This is a genomic window from Gemmatimonadaceae bacterium (assembly GCA_036496605.1).
Lineage (GTDB): Bacteria > Gemmatimonadota > Gemmatimonadetes > Gemmatimonadales > Gemmatimonadaceae > AG2.
Genome location: DASXKV010000067.1, coordinates 47,908 through 68,660, shown reverse-complemented (window position 1 = coordinate 68,660; position 20,753 = coordinate 47,908). Strand labels below are relative to the sequence as shown.

The window sequence follows — 20,753 nt, the reverse complement described above, 5'->3', positions numbered from 1 at the left end:
ATAGGCATCAATTGCTTTCAACGCGGACAAGTGCAGATCTGCACACGGCCATCGCGCGACTAGATCCCGAACGGCTGCCGTGCCAAATGGAGTTCTCGCGTTCAGGGGAATGCAAGGCAGCTGCTGTTCTCGCCATGCATAACGCCCTGCGCCGCGCCCGACGTTCCTCGCAACCCCGGAAGCGCAGCGACGAGCTCGTCCCGAGTGAGGCCCAGGAGCGCGTGCTGCGCGAGCAGTATATCGAAGTCGGCCGGATAGAGGTTGTTCCGCTCCCCATCCGCAAGACCCGCGACGTTACGCGGAGAGATGGCCTGCGCGATCCACTCACTGAATTCGCGGCGTGCGTCAACACTTCCAGTGTCCGCCTCGCCACGCGTGATTGCGCGGAGGCGGCGAAGACTCTCCGATGGCAGCGCATCGAGAACGGTGTCGCCGACACCGAGGAAACCCTTCCAGGCAACGGCGTCGTCGCGGATGATGCGCTGACTGACTTCCGCGTACGAGACGGCGGCGAAATAGAGCATTGCCTGCGCGGTGAAGAGCTCGAAGTGCGCCATCGACTCGTACGCCCCCGCGACGAGCCGGTCTATCTGGTCGGCTTCGGCAGCGAGCAGTGACTCGTAGCGCGCGAGGGCCGTTGCGTCGGGCATGCCCGCCGAGCGTTTAGCAACTTCGAACAAACCGCCAAGTCGCTCGACGGCGCGCAGGCTCCAGGCAATCCCCGTCGAGAACAGCGGATCGACGAAGGCGAACGCATGCGGCATGAGTGCCCATCGAGCACCGGCAGCGCGCGTGAGTCGATGCTGAATCAAGGGGCGAAAAGCCATTGGCATGAGGGCTCGTGCGTCGCCGAAGAGCGCGGCGATCGTCGGGTAGCGCGCCAACAACGCCCGCCATAGCGTCTCTCCGTCTCGCGTCTCGAGCGTCCCCATTCCGCGCGGCGACAGGAGAAAGCCCGCACTCGTCGTTCCGTGATCGAAGCGGAGCGAATACATCCACCCTTCGTCGATGACATGATGGACCGCCGCCCAATCGTCCACGTAAGGACCGCGAGGAAGGCCCGGCACGGCGTCGGCTATGAGACCCACGTCATCAAAGTGGCTGAAGAGGAGCGCCGCGCGCGTCTCGGTTTTTCCGAGTCCGGACGGAATGGCGAGCTGGCTCGCGAGGAATCCACCAGGCCCGGACGCGTCGACGATGAAATTCGCACGCAACGAGAACGGGATACCATTTCGTTCTCCCCTGAGCCGAATGCCATCGAACCCGACGTCGACGTTCGTTAGGTCAGCGTGATCGCGATAATCGACGCCGGAAGCAACCGCCTCTCGCACGAAGTGGTGATCGACGTCGGCACGTAGCCAATGAGTATCCGACAGGTCGTCGCTCGGACTTGCCGCCACGAGCAGACGCTCCGACTGCAATCCGCGATTTGCGAACGACTCGCCCGGATGATGCCGATAGAACGTGAATCCTCGCTTGAGGCCGCGACGCACTTCCGGGTAGCGAGCGAGCCAGCGGCCGTGCGTCGCCATGTGATGGCAGTCGGGGAGGCCATAGCGAAAGCCCAGTCGCTCGAGTGAAAGATTGGCGAGCGGCGTCGACGACTCACCGATCGCGAATCGCGGATGAGCACCGCGCTCGAACAGCGCGACATCGTAGCCGAGCACCCTGAGCACGCGCGCCAGGAGCGAACCGGCGAAGCCGCTCCCGACGATCGCGATCTCGCACGAGTCCATCAGCTTGTTCCGCAGACCTCGCAAGACACCCTTGGCGCGGCCCGGCCACTGAGATTCATTCGCCCGAGCCGAGCGATGCGCGCGGCACGACAGCTCGCGCACGCGGGTAAGCGCTCGACGTCCCAGAGGTCCACCGTCACAACCGAGTCGGTGAAACGCGCGCATTCGTCGAGCGCGTCCTCGAGGTGCGAGAGTGTCGGCGGCGTGAATTTGCCTAACGACTGTAGCCGCTCCATCTCGCCGTTGCCCCCGCGGACGGGAATGATGCAGACCACGGCAGCGCCTCGTTCCACGGCGTACTCGACGGACCGCACCGTCCAGGCGACGCTTTCGGCGACCGGAACGTACGGCGCACCGAGGAGCACGAACACGCGCAGATCGATGTCGTTCTCCATCAGAAACCGTGCGACGCCGTCGAATCGGGCAAGATCGAGACGCTTGTTGAGCTTCGCCGCGGCGTGCGGATGAACCGTCTCCAGTCCCACGGCGACTTCGAGTTTGCCGGGCAACTGCTGCGCAAAGGCAACGGCCGACGGGCCAATCGTGCTGACATGCGATTCGACCGTCACGCCGGTGAACGGCGCCGCGAGCGACGCAATGCGCGGCAGGTCCTCGAGGGGTACGGCCCGACGATCGAAGAAATTGCTGGCGTTGTAGAGTTTGAGACGCGCGGGAAGAGGCTGGGAGAGGCTCGTGAGTACTCTCTCAACCTGCGTCGGCAGAGCGCCAACTGGCGTCGGCTCGTTAGTCGTCCACTTCCATAGATCGCAGAACGAACACGTGAACGGGCACTCGGCGCCCGCGAGAAAGATCGTGAGCGCTCGTTCGACGCCGCCGTTAGGCCGTCGCTCCTCGTCGATCGCCGTGCCGTGGGCGACGAAGGGGTCGACGTATGGCTTGGGCGGACGAAGGGCTCGAATGCGGCGATCGTCGGCAGACTGGCCGCGCGCCGTGGTGGCCGGCACCGTCACACTGACGCAACCGGCGCTGCTGTCGTCCGGTGAAGGTGCAGGGTCTCGAAATGCGAGCGATAGCGCATCTCGTTCTCGGGGAAGAGTCGCGCGGCTTGTGCGGCCGAAACCGAGCCATGCTGGAAGCGACGTTTCGCGAAGACAGGCATCTCGAGCCCTAGCACCGACCGCACGCCGCGAAAGACGATTTCACCCTTGAGCGCGTAGAGCAGCTCGTGTGAGCCTTTCGTCAACTCGGCAAACGGAATCGCTTCGGCAACCGCAATGACCGCCGGACGGGTGTATGGACTGAACCCTTCGAACCCACACGCACGCGCACATGCGTAGCTCCGCACGCAGCCACGACTATAACCGCCGGAGTACGTGAGCGAATGCTTGATCGATTCGACTCCCCACCCTTCCTGATAGAGCATGCGGTTATTGACGACGCTCCGGATCGTGAGCTCGCTATTCGCCTCGATCGGATAATCCTTGAGGTTTTCGTCGCCGCCATCGCCATCGACGAGTAGCTGCCAGTCGGGATATCGCTCGCGAACACCAGCGAGCAGCGCGAGATTCACGGCAGCGCAGTCGACGTCGAGCGGCTTGTAATCCTCGATCACCGCCACCGCGCGGAGTGGATCGAGGACGTTCGACGAGACCTCGATCGTTTCCCCGAGCATCTCGAGGTTGGCCCGGCTGAGAAACTCGCGCGCCTGACGAGCGTCCTGCCCTTCCCCGTCTACCGAGAGCGTGAAGGCCTTGAGGCGCGCTGGAGACTCTCCCTCGTTGAGCAACAGCTTGTAGAGACACAGCAGCACGGCGCCGCTGTCGATGCCGCCCGAGAACGGCACGCCGATCGGCGCCCCGGTTTTCTGCACGGCGAGCCAGCGGCGCAGCTCCCCATAGACCGCCTCGACGTAGTGCCGGCCGATCAGATCGAGATCGTTAGGCAGCGTGCCGCGCGGCGGATCGAAGAACCGCCGGTGCACGGGATTGGGATCCGGGCAACCGACGAGTCGTAGCGTCGTCACATGGTGCGCCGGGACCATCCGGGTGTAACTGGGATGGAACTGGTCGGACCATCCATGATGCGAGAGCTGCGCCGCGATCTCGTCGATCCGTTCGGCGACGATGAGCGCGGGGCCGTCTACCGCCTTCGCGAGGAAGTAGCGCATGGGCCGGTCGAGGCTTCGCGCGAGCACGACGCGCTCTCCGTCTTGCGCCACCAGCGCGAACGATCCGTCGATGTCGAGGACATTGCCGAGGTCACTCGCGAGGAGCCGTCGACGCGCCTCGGCCTCGTCGATCGACCAGAGACGCTGCGACGCTTCAGGGATCAGATTGATGACGCGGGAAATAGGCAACGGTCGGTTCATGCGTCTCCCTCGCGAAGGTCAAGCACTCGATCAGGCACCATACAAAATACAGCGGCTCTCGTCCCTTGACATGCGGTGTGGCATGGGGCTTCTCTTTGCGCTCGGCCAGCCTTGGCCGGAACACTTCTCGCACCGGCTCACGCCTCCTCGGTCTTTGTCTCTCCCTCTGCGGCTTCTGCGGTTGTTGCGTCCTCTGCGGTTCACATGGGCCTTTCTCTGCCTAACGTATTGTGGACCGAGGGAGCGGCCGGTGTTCAAGCTCCTGAAGGCGGACCAAACCGGCATTACGTTCGCCAACACCATCACGACGAACGATTCGCTGAACGTCCAGACGGACGTCTACGTCTACAACGGCGCCGGCGTGGCCATCGGCGACATCGACAACGACGGTCTCCCGGACATCTTCTTCGCCGGAAACCAGGTCTCGAGCCGCCTGTACCTGAACAAGGGTCACATGCGCTTCGAGGACATCACCGAACATGCCGGGCTGAAGACCAATCGATGGGCAACTGGCGTCAGCATGGTGGACATCAACAACGATGGCTATCTGGATATCTACGTCTCCGTCGCGGGGCCCGAGTGGTCGAAAGGAGCGGATCGCGCGAATCTCCTTTTCATCAATAACGGCGATCGGACCTTCACCGAGTCCGCGGCAAAGTATGGCATCGCTGATACGAACTTCACGACGCAGGCGGCCTGGCTGGATTACAACGGCGATGGCTGCCTCGATCTCTTTCTCCTCAACAACTCGCCCAAGGATTTCACGCGCGGCGTGAGTAGCCAGCCGAGCGGCGTCCGCGGGACGACACCGGGCAGCTACAACGAGCTCTATCGCAACAACTGCAACGGGACGTTCACCAACGTCTCGAAGGAAGCAGGCATTCTCGAGGACGTGGGATTCGGGCTCGGCGTCGTCGTCAGCGACTTCAACGGCGACGGCTGGCCGGACATCTACGTGTCGAACGACGGGATGCCTAACGACGTGCTGTACATCAACAATGGCAACGGGACGTTCACGAACACCGCCTCGCGATCGCTCCGCCACACGAGCCAATCCGGAATGGGTGTCGACGCCGCCGATTTCAACAACGACGGGTGGCCCGACATCCTGCAGGCGGACATGCTCCCGCATGATCTCGCGCGCCGCAAGCGCATGAGCGGCTTCATGAGCTACGGGAATCTGCTCGATTCGCGCGGGCGCGGATTTCGGGACGACTACGCGCAGAACTCGCTGCAGCTCAATAGCGGCGTCACGCCAAAGGGCGACCCTTCGCTGCGCCCAGGGCAGGCTCCGTTCTTCAGCGAGATCTCACGCCTGGCTGGCGTCTCGGCGACCGATTGGAGCTGGAGCACGCTCTTCGCCGACTTCGACAACGACGGTTACAAGGACATCTTCATCGGGAACGGATACCCGAAGGCGGTCAACGATCTCGACTATGTCGGCGCCGCCGTGCCAGCGAAGCGCCGCGGCAACACACGGCAGGCGCTGGAGCTGCTCGCGCAGCTACCCGGCTACAATCTTCCAAACTACGTCTTTCGCAACAACGGCGACCTCACGTTCACCGACAAGAGCAAGGCGTGGGGAATGGATCAGCCGAGCTTCTCGTATGGCGCGGCGTACGCAGATCTGGACAACGACGGCCGGCTCGATCTGGTCATCAACAACGTCGACTCGCCAGCCTTCATTTATCAGAACGTTGCGCCTAACGACGACCGACATCACTATCTCCGAGTCAAGCTCGAGGGGGAGCCGCCGAATCGAGGCGGTATCGGTGCGACGTTGACGCTGTCGGCGGGCGCACAGAAGCAATACATCTACGAGACGCCGTATCGCGGCTTCATGTCGACGGTGGACGCGCGGCCGCATTTCGGCCTCGGCGCGGCGCAACGGGTCGACACGCTCGACGTCGCGTGGCCGGACGGGCGGCGCCAGGTACTCACGAACCTCGGCGTCGATCGCGAAGTGGTCGTTAGGCAGTCCGATGCGGGCGCGCGTCAATCTCACAGCACGTCTGGCGGTGAATCAAAGACCGTTTTCCAGGCAGTCGATTCTGGCCGCGCCATCGCGTACAAGCATCAGACCGTGTCGATGATCGATTATACGATTCAACCGTTGCTCCCGTACATGCTCTCGCACCACGGGCCGCCCGTCGCCGCGGCGGACGTGAATGGGGACGGCCTCGACGACGTGTTCATCGGCGGCGCCGCCGGTATCCCGGGCAAGCTCTTTCTCCAGCAAAAGGACGGCAGCTTCGTCGAGTCGAGCGCAGGGCAGCCGTGGGAGGCGGACAAGGCCTACGAGGATTGGGGCGCCGTCTTCTTCGACGCCAACGGCGACGGGCTCCCCGATCTGTACGTCACGAGCGGCGGATACCAGCTGTCAGCGGAGTCTCCGCTACTCCAAGATCGCCTCTACATCAACAAAGGCGGCGGACGATTCGAGCGCGACGCGCAGGCGCTACCGCCGATGTTGACGAGCAAGGGCGTCGTGCGCGTTGGCGATTTCAACGGTGATGGCAAGCCCGATCTGTTCGTGGCCGGCCGCCTAACGCCACGCAACTATCCGCACCCGACGAGAAGCTACATCCTCCGTAACGATGGCGGTCGCTTCACGGACGTCACGGAGCAGCTCGTGCCCGAGCTCGTGCATCCAGGCGGCATGATCACCGACGCTGCGTGGGTCGACTTCGACGGCGACGGACGACTCGACCTCGTCACGGCGGGCGAATGGATGCCGATCCAGTTCTTTCACAACGATGGGCGTCGATTCACCGACGTCACGAAATCGACGGGGTTGCCACCGACGCGCGGCTGGTGGTACAGCCTTGCCGTCGGCGACTTCGACCACGATGGCAAACCGGACATCGTTGCCGGCAACCTGGGGCTCAACTATACGTACACGACTTCGAAGGACACGACCTTTGGGGTTTACGCGGGCGATTTCACGGGCAACCGGCGGACCCAGGTTGTGCTCACACAGCGAGTCGGCGATGCGGAATACTCGCTCGATGGAATGACGCCCCTGGGCCGCGAGATCTATCAGCTTGCATTGCGCTTCCCGACGTACGCCTCCTTCGCTGACGCGACGATCGCGAAGATGTTCACGCCGGATCAGCGCAAAGAGGCGCTGCATTACGAGGCAGACACGTTCGCCAGCATGTATCTCCATAACGACGGCAAGGGGCATTTCACGGCCGCGCCGCTTCCCAACCTGGCGCAGATCGCGCCGATCCGGGCGATGGTGGTCGACGATGTCGATGGCGACGGGCAGCTCGATCTCGTGCTCGCCGGGAATCTCTACGACGCCGAGCCGAACACGCCCCGTGCGGATGCCGGCGATGGGTTATGGCTGCGCGGCGACGGCAAAGGGCATTTCACGCCGGTGACGACGCGGCAGAGCGGCCTTCTCGCGCCACTCGACGTCGCCGGAATGGCGCTGATCAGAACCCCGACGGGTAAGGCGCTGATCATCGCCAACACGGGCGATTCGCTGCAGACGTTCGCGATTAGAAACAATAAAAAAACAATCGCCCGGCCGCAGAGGCCGGGCGATTGAGTAAACGCCTACTTGAGTTCCTTACCAGCCAGTATTCTGCGTCAGGTTAGCCTTCCCACCCGACTTGCTCAACTGAATTTCCTGGTCGGGAATCGGATAGAAATCGTACTTGCCTTTGACGTAGGGAACGGCTCCCCCGAACTGCTGCACATACTGGAGCGTGCTCGGGACCGTTTGGACTCGGTTTTTCTCCGCACCACCGCCAACGCCATTCACGTAGGCGTTCAATGTGACGTCAGCAATGGCCCAGCGGCGAAGATCGAAGAACCGCTGGCCTTCCATCGCCAACTCGAGGCGACGCTCGGCCTGGATCGCTGCCAGCGCCTGCGCTGCGCTCGTAAACGTCGGGTACAATCCGATTCGGTACGTTGCCCAAGGCTCAACCGTCGTACCGAGCGTGCCGCCGCCGCTTAGCGGACCCGCCACCACGAGCTCGGAGTGACCGGCGCACGTCGGATACGCCGCGACTTCCGCAGCGGAAGCTTTAGCATCGACCGGCAAGCCGCAGCCCTGAACAGTCTGGCCCGCACGTGTACGGATCTGATTCACGAGTGCCGTCGCTCCAGCCAAGTCACCCGTCTGCGCCTCAGCCTCGGCGAGCATCAGCAACAGGTCACCGTAGCGGAAGATATGAATGTTGACGGAGTTCAATTGCGTGTTCGTCCAGCCGACGTTGCTCTGCGCGCCGCTCGCGTTCTCGTGTGTGTTCTTCTTCGCCGAGTAGAAGCCGCCGTGCGGAATCGACCGCACCCAACCCGCGCCGTGAAGGCCCCAATCCTTGAACGGAACGGCATCGCGGCCGACGGTGAAATCGATGCGTGGATCGACCGCCACCGTGTTGTTGGAACCGTTGAAGTTGTTGCTGTTCGCGTTCCAGGTCGCGCTCGAGAGCGCGAGCGGCAGTCCAGTCGCGTCTACCTGGAAATAGTTCACCAGGTTCTGCGAGGGCTGATGGAAACCGCAGCAGCCGAACGGGCTGCCGGCGCTCGGGAAATTCAATCGCTCGCCGAAGTTCGAGTTTTCGCCATCGCCATTTCCGTCATTGGCCGATGCCTGATAGGCGAAGATCGTCTCCGGTCCGTTCTGATACTGCTTGAAACCGGTCCAGACGTGGTCGAAGCTCGTCTCGAGTTTGTATACGCCGCTCGCTTGCACGGCCTTGAGCGTAGTGACGGCGCCAGCATAATCGCCCTTGTACATCTGGACTCGACCCTTGTAAGCCATCGCCGTCCAGCTCGTGGCGCGACCGATCTGGGCGTTGCGTGGCGTTGCCGGAAGGAGCGCGATCGCCGAGTCGAGATCCCTCAGCAAATCTGCTTCGACTTGCTGCTTTGTCTCGTTAGGCTTTCGGAAGTCGTTGTCATTGTCTCGATAATAGGGAATGTTCCCCCACATGCGGTACGCCTCGAAGTGGTAGTGCGCCCGCAAGAACATCGCCTCGCCCCGGATCCCGGCCGCATCTGCCGCGGAGATGATGCCCGGCGTTGCCGTGACTTCCTTGAGCAGGTTAATCGTCGCGTTGGCGCGTGCGATACCGTCGTACATCGAGACCCACTTCGCGTCGAGGTAGCCCTCGGCGTCCGGCGCATTCCAGTTAAACAGCTCGATCTGTTCGACGCCCGGCTGGTCTCCAGCCTGAGAACCCTCGTACGCGTCATCGCTCGCGACGCTGCCGAACACCCAGTTACTCACCGCGCAACCCCACGCGGCCGTCTGATAGTTACAGTCCAGGGAGCGGTACGCGGCGATGAGCGTACCCTCGACGCCCGACTTGGTCTTGAGCGTTTCGCCACTTACGGTCGCCTGTGGGGTCGAGTTGTCCGTGAGGAAGTTCTTACAACCATAGAGCACCAGCGCACCGGCGAGCATGGAACCCGCCACCGCTAGCAGTCGGTATTTCGGTGTGAGATTCATGTATCAGCGCCTTAGAAGGTGGTGTTGATGCCGATGGAGAAAATCTTGTTCGACGGGTACGTGCCCTGATCCACGCCACGGAACTGATCGCGTACGTCTCCGGCCGCGCCGGTGACGTTCAGTGCCGAAAGCGCCGGGTCCAGACCTTCGTAGCCCGTGATCGTGAACAGATTGTCGGCTTGCAGATAGATGCGGCCGCCTGAGAGAATACGTCCGACGAACGGCGAGTTCCCAGGGATGTGGTAGCCGATCTGCAAGGTGCGCAGCCGGACGTACGAACCGTTTTCGACGTAGTAGCTGCTGAGCGCGTAGCTGTAGCTGTCGTTGACGTCGAGAATCGGGTACTTCGCGTTCTGATTCGTCGGCGTCCACGAGTTGGCGAGCAAGTCCTTGCGCACGTTCGTGTCGAAGTTGCGGAACACGTAGAATTGCTTCTGTGCGTCGAAGATCTTGTTGCCGAACGTCCCAAACACGGTGGCGTTTATATCGAAGTTGCCGCGGTGGGCGCCGAGATCGAGACCTCCCGTGAAGCTAGGATCCGGGCTGCCGATCACCTGACGGTCGTTCAGATCGATTTTCCCGTCGTGATTGATATCCGCGAACTTGATGCGCCCCGGCGCAGCTCCAGTCTGGCAATAAGCGGTGCACTTTCCGGTGACGGGATCGGCGGTGTGCGCTGCGGCATCGGCCGCGTCGCTGAAGTAGCCCTGCGCGACGTAACCGTAGAAGGCGCCGATTGGATGACCCACCTCGTTGATCACCGGATTACCGAAGCGGATGCCGACCGGGCCGACGAAGGAGGTCTGGTCGCCAGCAATCTTGAGGATCTTGTTCGCGTAATGGCTGCCGTTGAAGCCGACATTCCACCACGAACCAGTGTGGGTGAGTGAAAACTCGACGCCGTTGTTCTGCATGCTGCCGACGTTCACGATCGGGGCGTCAGCGGTCCCCGCGGTGCCCGGGAGCGCCGGGTTGAAGAGCAGGTTGTTCGTGATGCGATGGTAGACGTCGACGATGAGATTCAGGTTGTTCTGGAGGAGCGACATGTCGGCGCCGATGTTCCGCGAATGATCCTCTTCCCACTTCAGGTTCGGGTCCCCGATCGACGTGATCCGGTAGCCAGGCACAATACCGTTCTTCGTGCCGCCGATGTCGTAGAACGTGGCGCCCGTGCTGCCGCCGAACTGCGATACGATGCGTCCCGGCGGAATCAGCTGGTTGCCGGTAACGCCGTATCCGTACCGGATGTTCAGGTCGGAGATAAAGTTGCCTTTCGGGAACCACGACTCGTTCGTGACGTGCCAGCCGAGGCCGAAAGCGGGGAAGGTTCCCCACTGCTGGCCCAGTCGGGACGAACCATCGCGCCTAACGGTGACGCTCGCGACGTAGCGGTCCGCGAAGTTGTAGCCGACCTTGCCGAAGAACGAAAGCAGCGCGTACTCGCCGCCGTTGCTGAACGCCTTGTTGGTGGTCGCGTCGCCGAGCGCGTCCTGGCAGTAACGCGAATCCGGGACCGTGTTGAGCAGGTTGGCGATATTGCACTGCAGGTACTTGTTGAAGCCCGCGTTGCTCTCCTGGCCGGCCAGGACGTCGAAGTTGCTCCGGCCGTAGCCCTTCACGAACTGCGCGGTATTGCTCAGCGTCCAGTCGACGAACTGGTTCTGGTTCTGGTTGATCGAGTTGTTCGACGTCGGCTCGGAGTTCTCCGGCGTGATCGGACTGTAGCCGTTGAACGTGCTCTGCCCGAGGTTGAAACCGAACCGAGTTCGCACCGTGAGCGGCTCGAAGAGGTTGTAGCCGGCGAACACGTTGCCAAAGACCCGGTCGTTCTCGGCTCGATCGTTCCGTGCCTCGTAAGCAATCTTGAGGGGATTCGTATTGTTGCCCAGGCTCGTCGCTTTTCCCGAGGCGAAGTTGCCGGCGATGTCGTAAACCGGCACGACCGGCTGCATGAGAATGTTCTTACCAAGGATGTTGCCTTCGCCGAAGGCATCGTCCGCGATACCGCCGAACGACCGATCCATGCCGACGCCGAGGTTCTCGCCGAAGTTCCACTTGCCGCGGTGGAAGTCGGTGTTGGCCCGGACCGTCCCCCGGCGATAGTCGTTGTACTTCGCCGTACCATTTTGATCGAAGTAATTGCCGGAGACCGAGTACGCGTTCTCCGTGCTGCCGCCCGAGACGTTGGCGTTCAGATCTCTTACGGGAGCCGAGCCGAACACCGCCTTCCACCAGTCCGTGCCCTGGCTTCCCGGCATGATCAGGCTGGTCGGATACGAGTACGTGCTGGGATCGACAGTGTTGCATGGACCGGCGACGCCGGCCGGTCCGCAGTTATTCGGCCAGATGTACTTCGGAACCGTCGGGCTGGTCGCGCTGCCGAAGATATTCAACGGCGGCGTGAGGCCCGCGTTCTGGTAGCTCGCGACGACCACTTTGTAGTAGTCGATCGCGTTCGTGAGCAGGAAGCTGTCGTAGCCATTCGTGGGCGTCGCGACGCCCGTGCGCAAGCTCAACGTCGTACGCGGTGGCCCAATGTTGCCATGCTTGGTCGTCTCGATCACGATGACGCCGTTGCTCGCGCGTGAACCGTAAATCGACGCGGCGGAAGCATCCTTCAACACCTGAATCGAGGTGATGTCCTCGGGGTTCAGCCAGTTCACATACGAGTCCTGAACCGGGATGCCGTCGACGATGTAGAGCGGGTCGTTGTTCTGGAACGAGCTGATGCCGCGGATGCGCACCGTGCTGCGCGAGCCTGGCGATCCGCTCGCGTCGACCGTCACACCAGGGACGGCCACGTCGAGACGCTGCAGCACGCTGGCGCCGGTCTGCTCTTCGACCGTTTCGACCTTTGCGCTGGATACGGCGCCGGTAATGTCAGCGCGCCGCTGTTCGGCGTACGCAGTGACGACCATCTCCTGCAGGAAGGCAATCGGGGTCATCTCGACGTCGACCGTCGCCCGCCCGCTGACGGGAACCTGGACGCTCCGTTGACCGAGGAGGGTGAAATCGAGAATGCCGTTCGACGCAGCCGCAACGGTGTATCGCCCGTTCGCGTCGGTGGTCGCGCGCGTGGTCGTGCCCTGCACCTGCACGGCGACACCGCGCAGTGGCAGCCCGGACGTGTTGGTGACCTTACCGGAGACCGATACCTGTTGGCCGAACGCTGGTCGCCCCAGCATCAGCGCGAACAAGAAGCCCAGCGCGACGGCGACAAGCCGATGCGGTCGGGCCCTCCGGAACGAATGCCTAACGAACTTCATCTTCTCCATGGCGATCCTCCGAATGGTGCTCATGCGTTATGATCCTCCTGGTCGTCGCATGGACTTCAGGCCCTGCATGTCGATCAACTGACGGTACGTGATCAGCCTAACGTCGCGAGCCTTGAGTGCCTCGCTGAAACGACGTGAAGTCACCGCAGTAAGCTCGCCCTGACGATTCTTGCTCATCTCGGGTAGCCCGCCATCGGTGTTCATGTCGAGCAGTGCGCCGAGCTCCTCGTTGTCGATCCCGAGATGGGTGACGACGAGGTTGACGCCCGGCTGAAGGCGATGCACGAGCGCGAGCAAGCTGTCGGTCTTCGCCGCCGGCGCCGCTTCATATTGAGGGTCCGCTCGCGCTTCCCCGAAGTACTGCGACATGCCCAGCCCGTACTCGTGGGCGAGTCGCTCGGTGAGATCGCGAAACTCGGGATACCGCGTTGCCGTACCCATGTGATAATCGACGTAATCGATCTTGAGCCCCGACCGGAGTGCGCGATCGATCTGCGCACGCAGCTCCCGTTCGACTTCCTTCAAATCCGGATGATGCTGATAGAGTGCTTCCGAGGTCGCGAAGAAATACCCTTCGTCGTCGACGAGCGTCGGCACCGTGCCCCGACCCGACACCGGTCCCCAGCGGTAGTTCTTCCACTCGGAGTTGAGCGTTAGGTGAACTCCGACCGAGACGCTGGGATGCCGCTTGAGCATCTCGACCGTCTCCTGATACCAGGGGCAGGCGAACATCACGGAGGTCGAGACGGGCATGCCCGTCTCGATGAGCCGCTCGAGCGCCATGTTGACGCTGTGGCTCATGCCCGCGTCGTCGCTCCGGATCACGAGATAGATCGGATCCGTCGCTGGCGCACGCTTCGCGACATCGGTCTGACCGCGAGCGGTCGCCGAGAGGGTTGACGCCGAACTGACAAGGAGCAAAGCGAGGATACGAAGCAGGCGCGTGGGGTCCCCTAACGAGGATGGTGGCTTGCTTACCTCAACTGCCTTGCGGAGCTCCGACCATCAGCGATCGGAAATGGGGCTTGGAATGACAACCTCTATTACGGCCGGGGTTTGAGGTTGTCAAGAAGGCTCGATTGGCGGAATTGCACGCCCAACGTTGCCTTACAGAACCCGGCTTCGCGCAGCCGAGTCACCTCGCGAGCGGCCGGGCAAAGACACTGTCATAAGTCGCTAACGCCGGTTTAGCTCGAAGCTGCGTATCCACCACGCCTAGTTGGGCAAAGAGGGGAAGAATCGACCCGGGTGGCTGAGGGGGATACGCTGCGAGATTAAGATCCGTAAATGTCAGCTGAAAGACCGCGATCGCCTTCGCTTCGTCGAGCACCTGCTCCTGGCGACGGAGATAGCGAACCTGCATTGCGGGCGACGACTGCACGGAGCCCACAGATCCGGACGTCCATCCTCCCTCGACAACCATGATGGGCAACGATCGACCATTCGCCAGACGCGTGTAGTAGTCGAGCGGAATGTCGTCAGGGTCAGTGTATACAAAGTACGGGTACGATGAGAGCGCGAGCGCTTGCATGAACGGAAAATCCGTGAAGTCCTGCTCCACTCCCTGATAAACATTGTTATGGGCGAGTCTTCCCCACCCTTCGTCCGCCTGCACACTTACATATAGTTGTGGATGAGTTCCGGTCATTGAGGCCACATCCGTCGCCGCGGCATTCGTCATCTGCACCACGGCGCCGTAAACGGTTGCCGGCGCCGCGACGCGAATGAGATTCGTCTCGGCGGCAAGGCCGAGGTACTCCGGATGAATTGCCGTAACGAGCGCCTTCACGTAGTCGCGATAGACCTGCTGTACGGCCGGCTCCGTGATGCTTCGATGCATTGCGACGAGATCGGGATCCTCGGCGCTCCGATCGAGGCCATTGGTGACGTCGACGGTGATGACGATCGTTAGGTTCTTGCCGCGATAGTAGTTCGCAAGCGGCAGGTCGACCGTGTTGACGTACGTCGTCGCGCTCATACCGGTGAGCAGAGCCTTGTATGGCGCGCTGACGTGCATGATCGCGGCATCTGCGCGCCGCGTCCACGCCTCGAGCGACGCGCGTGGCGCTCTGGGTCGTGTCCGGCGGGGTTGCGGAGAATCCCATCCGAAACGTGCGCGGCGAGGTGCGCACGTTGGGCGCTGTGCTCTTATCCGAGCAGGCAGCCACAAGCAGGGCAGCTCCGAACAGCGCTGTCCGACGACAAATCAGAGGGAAAGCCACGCGCCGTGAATTGACACAGTCTCGCTCGCGCTGGCAAGCTACGAGATGGCCTATCGACTGCTTGCCGACGCCGTGATCGTCTTTCACGCCGCCTTCGTCGCGTTCGTCGTTATTGGCGGACTCGTCGTCCTCCGCTGGCCCTGGATGGCGTGGCTACACCTTCCGGCTGCCGCGTGGGGCGCACTGATCGAATTCTCGGGATGGATCTGTCCGCTGACGCCGCTCGAGAACGCGTTGCGCGCTCGCGCGGGTGAGTCCGGCTACAGCGGCGGATTCATCGAGCACTACGTGCTGCACACACTCTACCCGGACGGCTTGACGAGACGAGTGCAGTGGGTGCTCGGCGTCTTCGTGATCGCCATCAATGCCGGCGCCTACGCGCTCGTTCTCTCGCGGCGCCGGCGTCTGCGGCCAATTTAGCGTTCGCTCAATTGCCGGCGATGATGGATGGTGGTGCGAGCGGCGGCAGCGGATCGTTCATCGGCGCTTGCGGAAACCCGGGGTTGATGTCAGGCGGTAGAGGCAGCTTCGGCGTGACATCGGGCGGTAATGGCCGCGGATCGGGAATCGATGGATTGGGTGCAGGAATCGTCATGTGTGCGCTCCAGTACGGCAGCTGAACTGACTGATGCACACATGGCGAATCGTATGCCGACGCGTTGTGAACTCCGCATTGGGCTAACGGGGCATTTCGTTGGCGGCGACATGCGCGCTTCATTCGGGGTGCCAAGAGCTCCGATCGGCGGCGTGCGTTACGGCGGTGATCGGGGCAATACCGACGCGTCATGGTTGCTCACGTGACGCGTCCGCCTTGTTCCACCGCTGAAGGAGGTAGGACATGAAGGACCGATTCACCCTCGCCCTGGGCGCTGCCGCGCTCGTATCCGTGGGATTTCTTGCGGCCTGCAGCAGCGACGCAACGAACCCGAACGAGACCGCGAACACCCGCTTCGTGAACGCGTCGGCTAGCACGGCGTCGATTAGCGCGACGAACGAGGGCCGCAACGTGGCCAACGGGCTCAATTTTCAGAATACGAATGCTCCGGCGGGTTGCTCGACGGTGGAGGAAGGAAGTGACGAGCAGATCGACTTCACACTCGGCACCGGCAACACTGGCTTGGGCAGCATCAAATCGCAAATCATCGCGCAGCACAACTACAGCGTCGTGTTCTACGCACCGAACACGATCGCGGTCTACCCGGATCAGTTCACGGCGCCCGGAAGTGGGCTGAACGCGCTGCGCTTTATCAATGCAACGGGATCGGCCGGCGACATCTATCTCACGGGGCCGAACGACCTCGTCTTGGGTTCGCCTACGATTTCGAACCTCGGCAATAACCAGGTGTCGGGCGCCGATGCGAACAACACCGGCGGTACGTTCGTGAATCACTCGGCTGATTCGACACGCGTTCGAGTTTTCGACGTCGGATCGCAAGTCAATCCGCGCGCGGATTTCACGATTACCCAGTTGCCATCGAATCGCGTCGGGACGGTCGTACTGACGCCAAGCGCGAATGGAACGACGGGCTTCGTGGTCACGGTGTGTGGAAGCTGACCGCGAAGCGAGTGCCTCCGGTGGAACGCACGCATTCTGCCGGAGGTAGCTTTGTGTGAATAGCCGCACGACACTTCCAGCCCATGTCCGGCGACGAGAGGACAAGCGGCGATGCCTCAGGTGGCGCAATGAGACGAAGGTCCAATGCCTGGCGGTTGGAGGAGTGCGGACCTTCCCAACCGCATTGGGTGCACAGTTCGTCGAGCCTCGCTTGGAGCTGTCGCAGCAGCGAGCCAAGGAGCTCGGCCGTTAGTTGGCCGCGGACGCCTGCTCAGGACCGGGATGGCTACGCACGACAACGATGTCGTTTGCATAGTCGACGACGATGAATCTCTTCGCCGGTCGCTCAGAAATCTCTTGACGTCGGTCGGAGTCCAGGTCGAGACGTTCGGTTCAGCCGAGGCCTTTCTCGCGAGCGAATACCTGGCAATCCCCTGCTGTCTCGTCCTGGACCTCCGAATGCCCGGCATGGGTGGCATGGAGCTACTGGGTCAGCTCACGTCCATTGGTGCACCGCACCCAGCCATCGTGCTCACCGGACACGGTGACGATGAAACGCGACGACGTTGTCTTCGCGCTGGAGCGATCGCGTTCCTCGAGAAGCCATTCCAGAGCGACGCACTGCTCCACGCCGTAGCGCGCGCCGCGTCAACGCTGCCAGTAAGGGCACGCGCGGCGACCGATGCTCCAGCGAATCGTTCGAGCACGTCGCAAAACGAGAATGAGAACCTAACGAGCAACGGCTCAATCCAGTTCGCTGGGCACATCCTCGAAAATCACTGTCACATCTGCGCGTTTTTCAACGGAGCCGACGAGGAACATCGCGTGCTACGCTCGTTCGTGAAGGACGGACTCGATGCGGGCGAAAAGAGCGTTCACATTGTCGATCCGGACAGGCGCGACGATCACCTGCGGTGGCTCCGCGAGGAGGGGGTCGACGTCGAGCAGGCGATGGCCACGGGGCAATTGGCAGTGCACCCTTGGGCCGATGCCTACCTGCGCGACGAACGCTTCGACCAGGACTCCATGTTGGCCTATGTCGAAGCGATGCTGCGCGCGAACGAGGCGTCGGATTCGGGACGCACGCGCGTCGTTGCGCACATGGAGTGGGCCTTGCTCGACAAGCCAGGTGTCGAGGATCTGGTCGAGTACGAGGCGCGCGCCAACCGACTGCTGTCCCAACATCACACACCGGTCATCTGCGCGTACGATCTCTCGAAGTTCAGCGCGAGCGTCGTCATGGACGTCCTGCGCACGCATCCGATGGTGATCATCGGTGGCGTCTTGCAGGAGAATCCCTTCTTCGTCTCGCCCGAGCAGTTCCTCGTCGAGATCAGAGATCGATCGTGCGGGCGGGCGAACGCGTCGACAACGAGTTAGTACGATGCTCCCTGAGGTACGGCGCCTGCGAGTCGCGCTACGGGATCTCGTTGCGCTCTCGACACTCCCAGCCGCGTGGGCAGGCAGAGAACCGCAGACGATCGCGACCGGACTTGCTGACGTCCTGATCGGTGCGCTACAGCTCGACTTTGTTTTCGTTCGCCTGAACGATCACGGGGGCCACGCTCCAGTCGACGCGTCGCGCGGTGACGCATGGAAGACATTTCCGAGTTGGCTCGAGAGTCGACTCGCCAGCGACCGGCGAAAGCTGTTCAAGCAGGTCATTCCGGATATCGGTGGCGGCGCGAAGCCGCGTCGTGGCCTCATCGCTCCAATTGGCTTCGACGGGCTCGGTGGCGTCGCCGCCGTCGCCTCCGATCGCAATGACTTCCCCACCGAGACCGATCAGTTGCTGCTCTCCGTTGCGACGAATCACGCCGCGTTGGCGTTTCAGAGCGCGCAGCTCGTGCACGACCTGCGCACCACGGAGGATCGGCTACGACAGGCTCGCGACGAGCTCGAGACCAAGGTGGCGGAACGGACGGGTGAGCTGCGCCGCGCCGGCGCCGAGCTGCAGACGATTCTCGATGCCTCACCGGTTGCCATGGTCCTCGTCCGGCGAGACCGGACGGTGCAGCGTTGCAATTCCGCGTTCGAGCGACTCGTCGGCTTGGGCGCCAATGAAGTCGTCGGCCAGCGCATTCCGTTGACGGAGACCATCGAGGAGCGGTGGGCGCCGCTTGGCGACGGTCACGCGTTTTCCGGGATCGAGATCCGGATGACGCGGAAGGATGGATCGGAATTCGACGCGACACTCGCGTGCGCGCCGCTCGTCGATGATGAGGGACGATCGGCGGGCGTTGTCGCCAACATCCTGGACATCAGCGATCGAAAGCGCGCGGAGGAGGCGTTGCGCAAGGCGGAGTTGGAGCTCGCGCATGTCACGCGCCTCACGATGCTCGGCGAGATGGCGGCGTCGATCGCGCACGAGATCAATCAGCCGCTGACGGCGATCGTGGCCAACGCCACGGCGTCGCTCAACTGGCTGAGCAGGCCGGACGCGAAGCTCGAGCGGGCGCGCGAGGCACTCGCCGATATTGTCAAGGACGGACACCGAGCGGCTGACGTGATCCAGCGGGTCCGGCAACTCGCCACCAAGAGCGACCCGAAGAAGACGTACCTCAATATCAACGACGTCGTACGCGACGTGACGACGCTCGTTCGGAGTGAGATACAGAAGCACCGCGTGTCGTTATGCATGTCGTTGGCCTCGCCGCTCCCATCGGTGTTCGCCGATCGCGTCCAGCTGCAGCAGGTGATCATCAACCTCGTAATGAACGCCGTCGAGGCGATGGATCCCGTCGACGACCGTCGTCGAGAGCTCCGGATCCAGTCGGAGGTCTGTGAGGACCGAATCGTCGTCGCGGTGCAGGACGACGGCGTTGGCATCGCCCCCCGGCAGATGGACCGGCTGTTCAGCGCATTCTACACGACGAAATCCGGAGGCATGGGCATCGGCCTCTCGATCAGTCGATCGATCATCGAGGGACACGGTGGGCGCCTCTGGGCAACGCCTAACGCGGAACACGGTTCGACATTCGAATTCACGCTGCCAGTCGCGTCGTGAGCACTGGTCGGCGCGGATGTCCGCTTCCCAAGTCGGTGCTGGCTCCGCGCGAGTCGGCTTCTTACCATTGGGCATGGACCTCCTCTGCAATCCGCCAATTCTGCCGATGCTCGCCAACCGCGTCGCCGAATTACCACCCGGCGAGGGTTGGATCTTCGAGCCAAAATGGGATGGCTTCCGAGCGCTCATCTTTCGCGATGGCGACGAGCTGTTCATCCAGAGCCGCGACGAGAAGCCGCTCGATCGCTATTTTCCCGAGCTCATCGAACCGCTCAAGAGGCAGTTGCCGAAGCGCTGTGTGCTGGACGGTGAGCTCGTCATCGCGTTAGGCAATGCCCTCGATTTCGAGGCGTTGCAGCTCCGGCTTCATCCGGCCGCCTCGCGGGTGACGAAGCTCGCCGGGGAGATGCCGGCCTCGGTCGTCTTCTTCGATCTCCTCTGCGTCGGCGATGAGGATCTGCGCACGTCTCCATTCGCCAAGCGACGCAGGCGGCTCGAGAAAGTCCTCGCGGACACCGAGGCGCCGATCCACATCACGCCAGCGACGCGGGACCGTGCCACGGCCGCGGATTGGTTCCGTCGCTTCGAGGGTGCGGGGCTCGACGGGGTCGTCGCAAAACCCGAAGAGGGCATCTACGAGCCGAACAAGCGCGTGATGCTCAAGGTGAAACATGAACGCGACTGCGATTGTGTCGTTGCCGGTTTTCGCTGGCACAAGAACGCCAGGAACACAGCAGTTGGCTCGCTGCTTCTCGGCCTGTACGACGAGGAGGGCAATCTCGAGCACGTCGGTGTCTGCGCGAGCTTCACGGACAAGAAGCGGCACGAGCTCGTGGAGTTCCTTGCGGCATATCGAAAGAACGCGCTCGAGGAGCATCCGTGGCGGGCCTGGGCCGAGGCCGAGCCTAACGAGGGATCACATCGGCGTCCTGGCGCCCAGAGCCGGTGGAGTCAGGGGAAGGATCTCTCGTGGGAGCCGCTCCGCCCCGAGCTCGTCGCGGAAGTGGCCTATGACCATATGCAAGGCAGCCGCTTCCGGCACACGGCGCAGTTTCGGCGATGGCGGCCCGACAAGCCGCCGCGCGCGTGCACATACGCCCAGCTGGAAGTCGTGCCGCCCCAGGAATTGAAGGCGATATTCGCGGAGGGTAGAGGGTAG

At 62.5% G+C, this 20,753-nt stretch carries 14 protein-coding genes; 6 read left to right on the top strand and 8 right to left on the bottom strand.

Annotation, left to right across the window (positions count from 1 at the left end; all coding sequences use genetic code 11):
* Nucleotides 1-101 precede the first annotated feature (101 nt).
* Genes VGH98_24890 through VGH98_24880 form a run of 3 tightly spaced genes read right to left on the bottom strand, consistent with a single transcriptional unit; the run spans nt 102 to nt 4,065 of the window.
* The gene (locus VGH98_24890) at nt 102-1,736 is read right to left on the bottom strand and encodes a tryptophan 7-halogenase (protein HEY2379242.1); all 1,635 of its coding nucleotides are present in this window, start codon (nt 1,734-1,736) and stop codon (nt 102-104) included.
* A complete protein-coding gene (locus tag VGH98_24885) occupies nt 1,736-2,701 on the bottom strand; it encodes a hypothetical protein (GenBank protein ID HEY2379241.1) in 966 nt (321 codons plus the stop codon). Before VGH98_24885 ends, VGH98_24890 begins: the two co-directional genes overlap by 1 nt.
* A 2-nt stretch (nt 2,702-2,703) precedes the next feature.
* Nucleotides 2,704-4,065: an asparagine synthase-related protein gene (locus tag VGH98_24880; GenBank protein ID HEY2379240.1), complete on the bottom strand. Its 1,362-nt coding sequence runs from the start codon at nt 4,063-4,065 to the stop codon at nt 2,704-2,706.
* Nucleotides 4,066-4,315: 250 nt separating this feature from the next.
* Between VGH98_24880 and VGH98_24875 the strand changes: the two genes are divergently transcribed.
* Nucleotides 4,316-7,621, top strand: coding sequence for a VCBS repeat-containing protein (locus tag VGH98_24875; protein HEY2379239.1), 3,306 nt, complete (start codon nt 4,316-4,318; stop codon nt 7,619-7,621).
* A gap of 21 nt (nt 7,622-7,642) precedes the next feature.
* Here VGH98_24875 and VGH98_24870 read toward each other — a convergent pair whose 3' ends face one another.
* The 4 genes from VGH98_24870 to VGH98_24855 form a co-directional block, all read right to left on the bottom strand.
* Entirely contained in the window at nt 7,643-9,535 is a 1,893-nt protein-coding gene (locus VGH98_24870) for a RagB/SusD family nutrient uptake outer membrane protein (GenBank protein ID HEY2379238.1), read from the bottom strand.
* 11 nt (nt 9,536-9,546) lie between these two features.
* On the bottom strand, nt 9,547-12,810 hold the full coding sequence (locus tag VGH98_24865) for a SusC/RagA family TonB-linked outer membrane protein (GenBank protein HEY2379237.1): 3,264 nt from the start codon (nt 12,808-12,810) through the stop codon (nt 9,547-9,549).
* 27 nt (nt 12,811-12,837) lie between these two features.
* Nucleotides 12,838-13,731, bottom strand: coding sequence for a ChbG/HpnK family deacetylase (locus VGH98_24860; protein ID HEY2379236.1), 894 nt, complete (start codon nt 13,729-13,731; stop codon nt 12,838-12,840).
* A gap of 214 nt (nt 13,732-13,945) precedes the next feature.
* Nucleotides 13,946-14,827 carry a hypothetical protein gene (locus VGH98_24855; GenBank protein ID HEY2379235.1) on the bottom strand — a complete coding sequence of 294 codons (882 nt, stop codon included), beginning with the start codon at nt 14,825-14,827 and terminating at the stop codon, nt 13,946-13,948.
* Between the two features lie 250 nt (nt 14,828-15,077).
* On the opposite strand from VGH98_24855, the gene VGH98_24850 reads away from it, so the two are divergent.
* On the top strand, nt 15,078-15,452 hold the full coding sequence (locus VGH98_24850) for a DUF2784 domain-containing protein (protein ID HEY2379234.1): 375 nt from the start codon (nt 15,078-15,080) through the stop codon (nt 15,450-15,452).
* A gap of 7 nt (nt 15,453-15,459) precedes the next feature.
* Here the strand turns inward: VGH98_24850 and VGH98_24845 are convergent, their stop codons facing one another.
* On the bottom strand, nt 15,460-15,627 hold the full coding sequence (locus VGH98_24845) for a hypothetical protein (GenBank protein ID HEY2379233.1): 168 nt from the start codon (nt 15,625-15,627) through the stop codon (nt 15,460-15,462).
* 243 nt (nt 15,628-15,870) lie between these two features.
* Here VGH98_24845 and VGH98_24840 point away from each other — a divergent pair, with 243 nt between their 5' ends.
* The 4 genes from VGH98_24840 (at nt 15,871) to VGH98_24825 (ending at nt 20,753) form a co-directional block, all read left to right on the top strand.
* The gene (locus VGH98_24840) at nt 15,871-16,587 is read left to right on the top strand and encodes a hypothetical protein (protein ID HEY2379232.1); all 717 of its coding nucleotides are present in this window, start codon (nt 15,871-15,873) and stop codon (nt 16,585-16,587) included.
* 282 nt (nt 16,588-16,869) lie between these two features.
* Complete coding sequence (locus VGH98_24835) at nt 16,870-17,967, top strand: MEDS domain-containing protein (GenBank protein HEY2379231.1); 1,098 nt, start codon at nt 16,870-16,872, stop codon at nt 17,965-17,967.
* A gap of 4 nt (nt 17,968-17,971) precedes the next feature.
* Nucleotides 17,972-19,594, top strand: a complete 1,623-nt coding sequence (locus VGH98_24830) for an ATP-binding protein (GenBank protein HEY2379230.1) — start codon at nt 17,972-17,974, stop codon at nt 19,592-19,594.
* Between the two features lie 73 nt (nt 19,595-19,667).
* The gene (locus VGH98_24825; GenBank protein ID HEY2379229.1) at nt 19,668-20,753 is read left to right on the top strand and encodes an ATP-dependent DNA ligase; all 1,086 of its coding nucleotides are present in this window, start codon (nt 19,668-19,670) and stop codon (nt 20,751-20,753) included.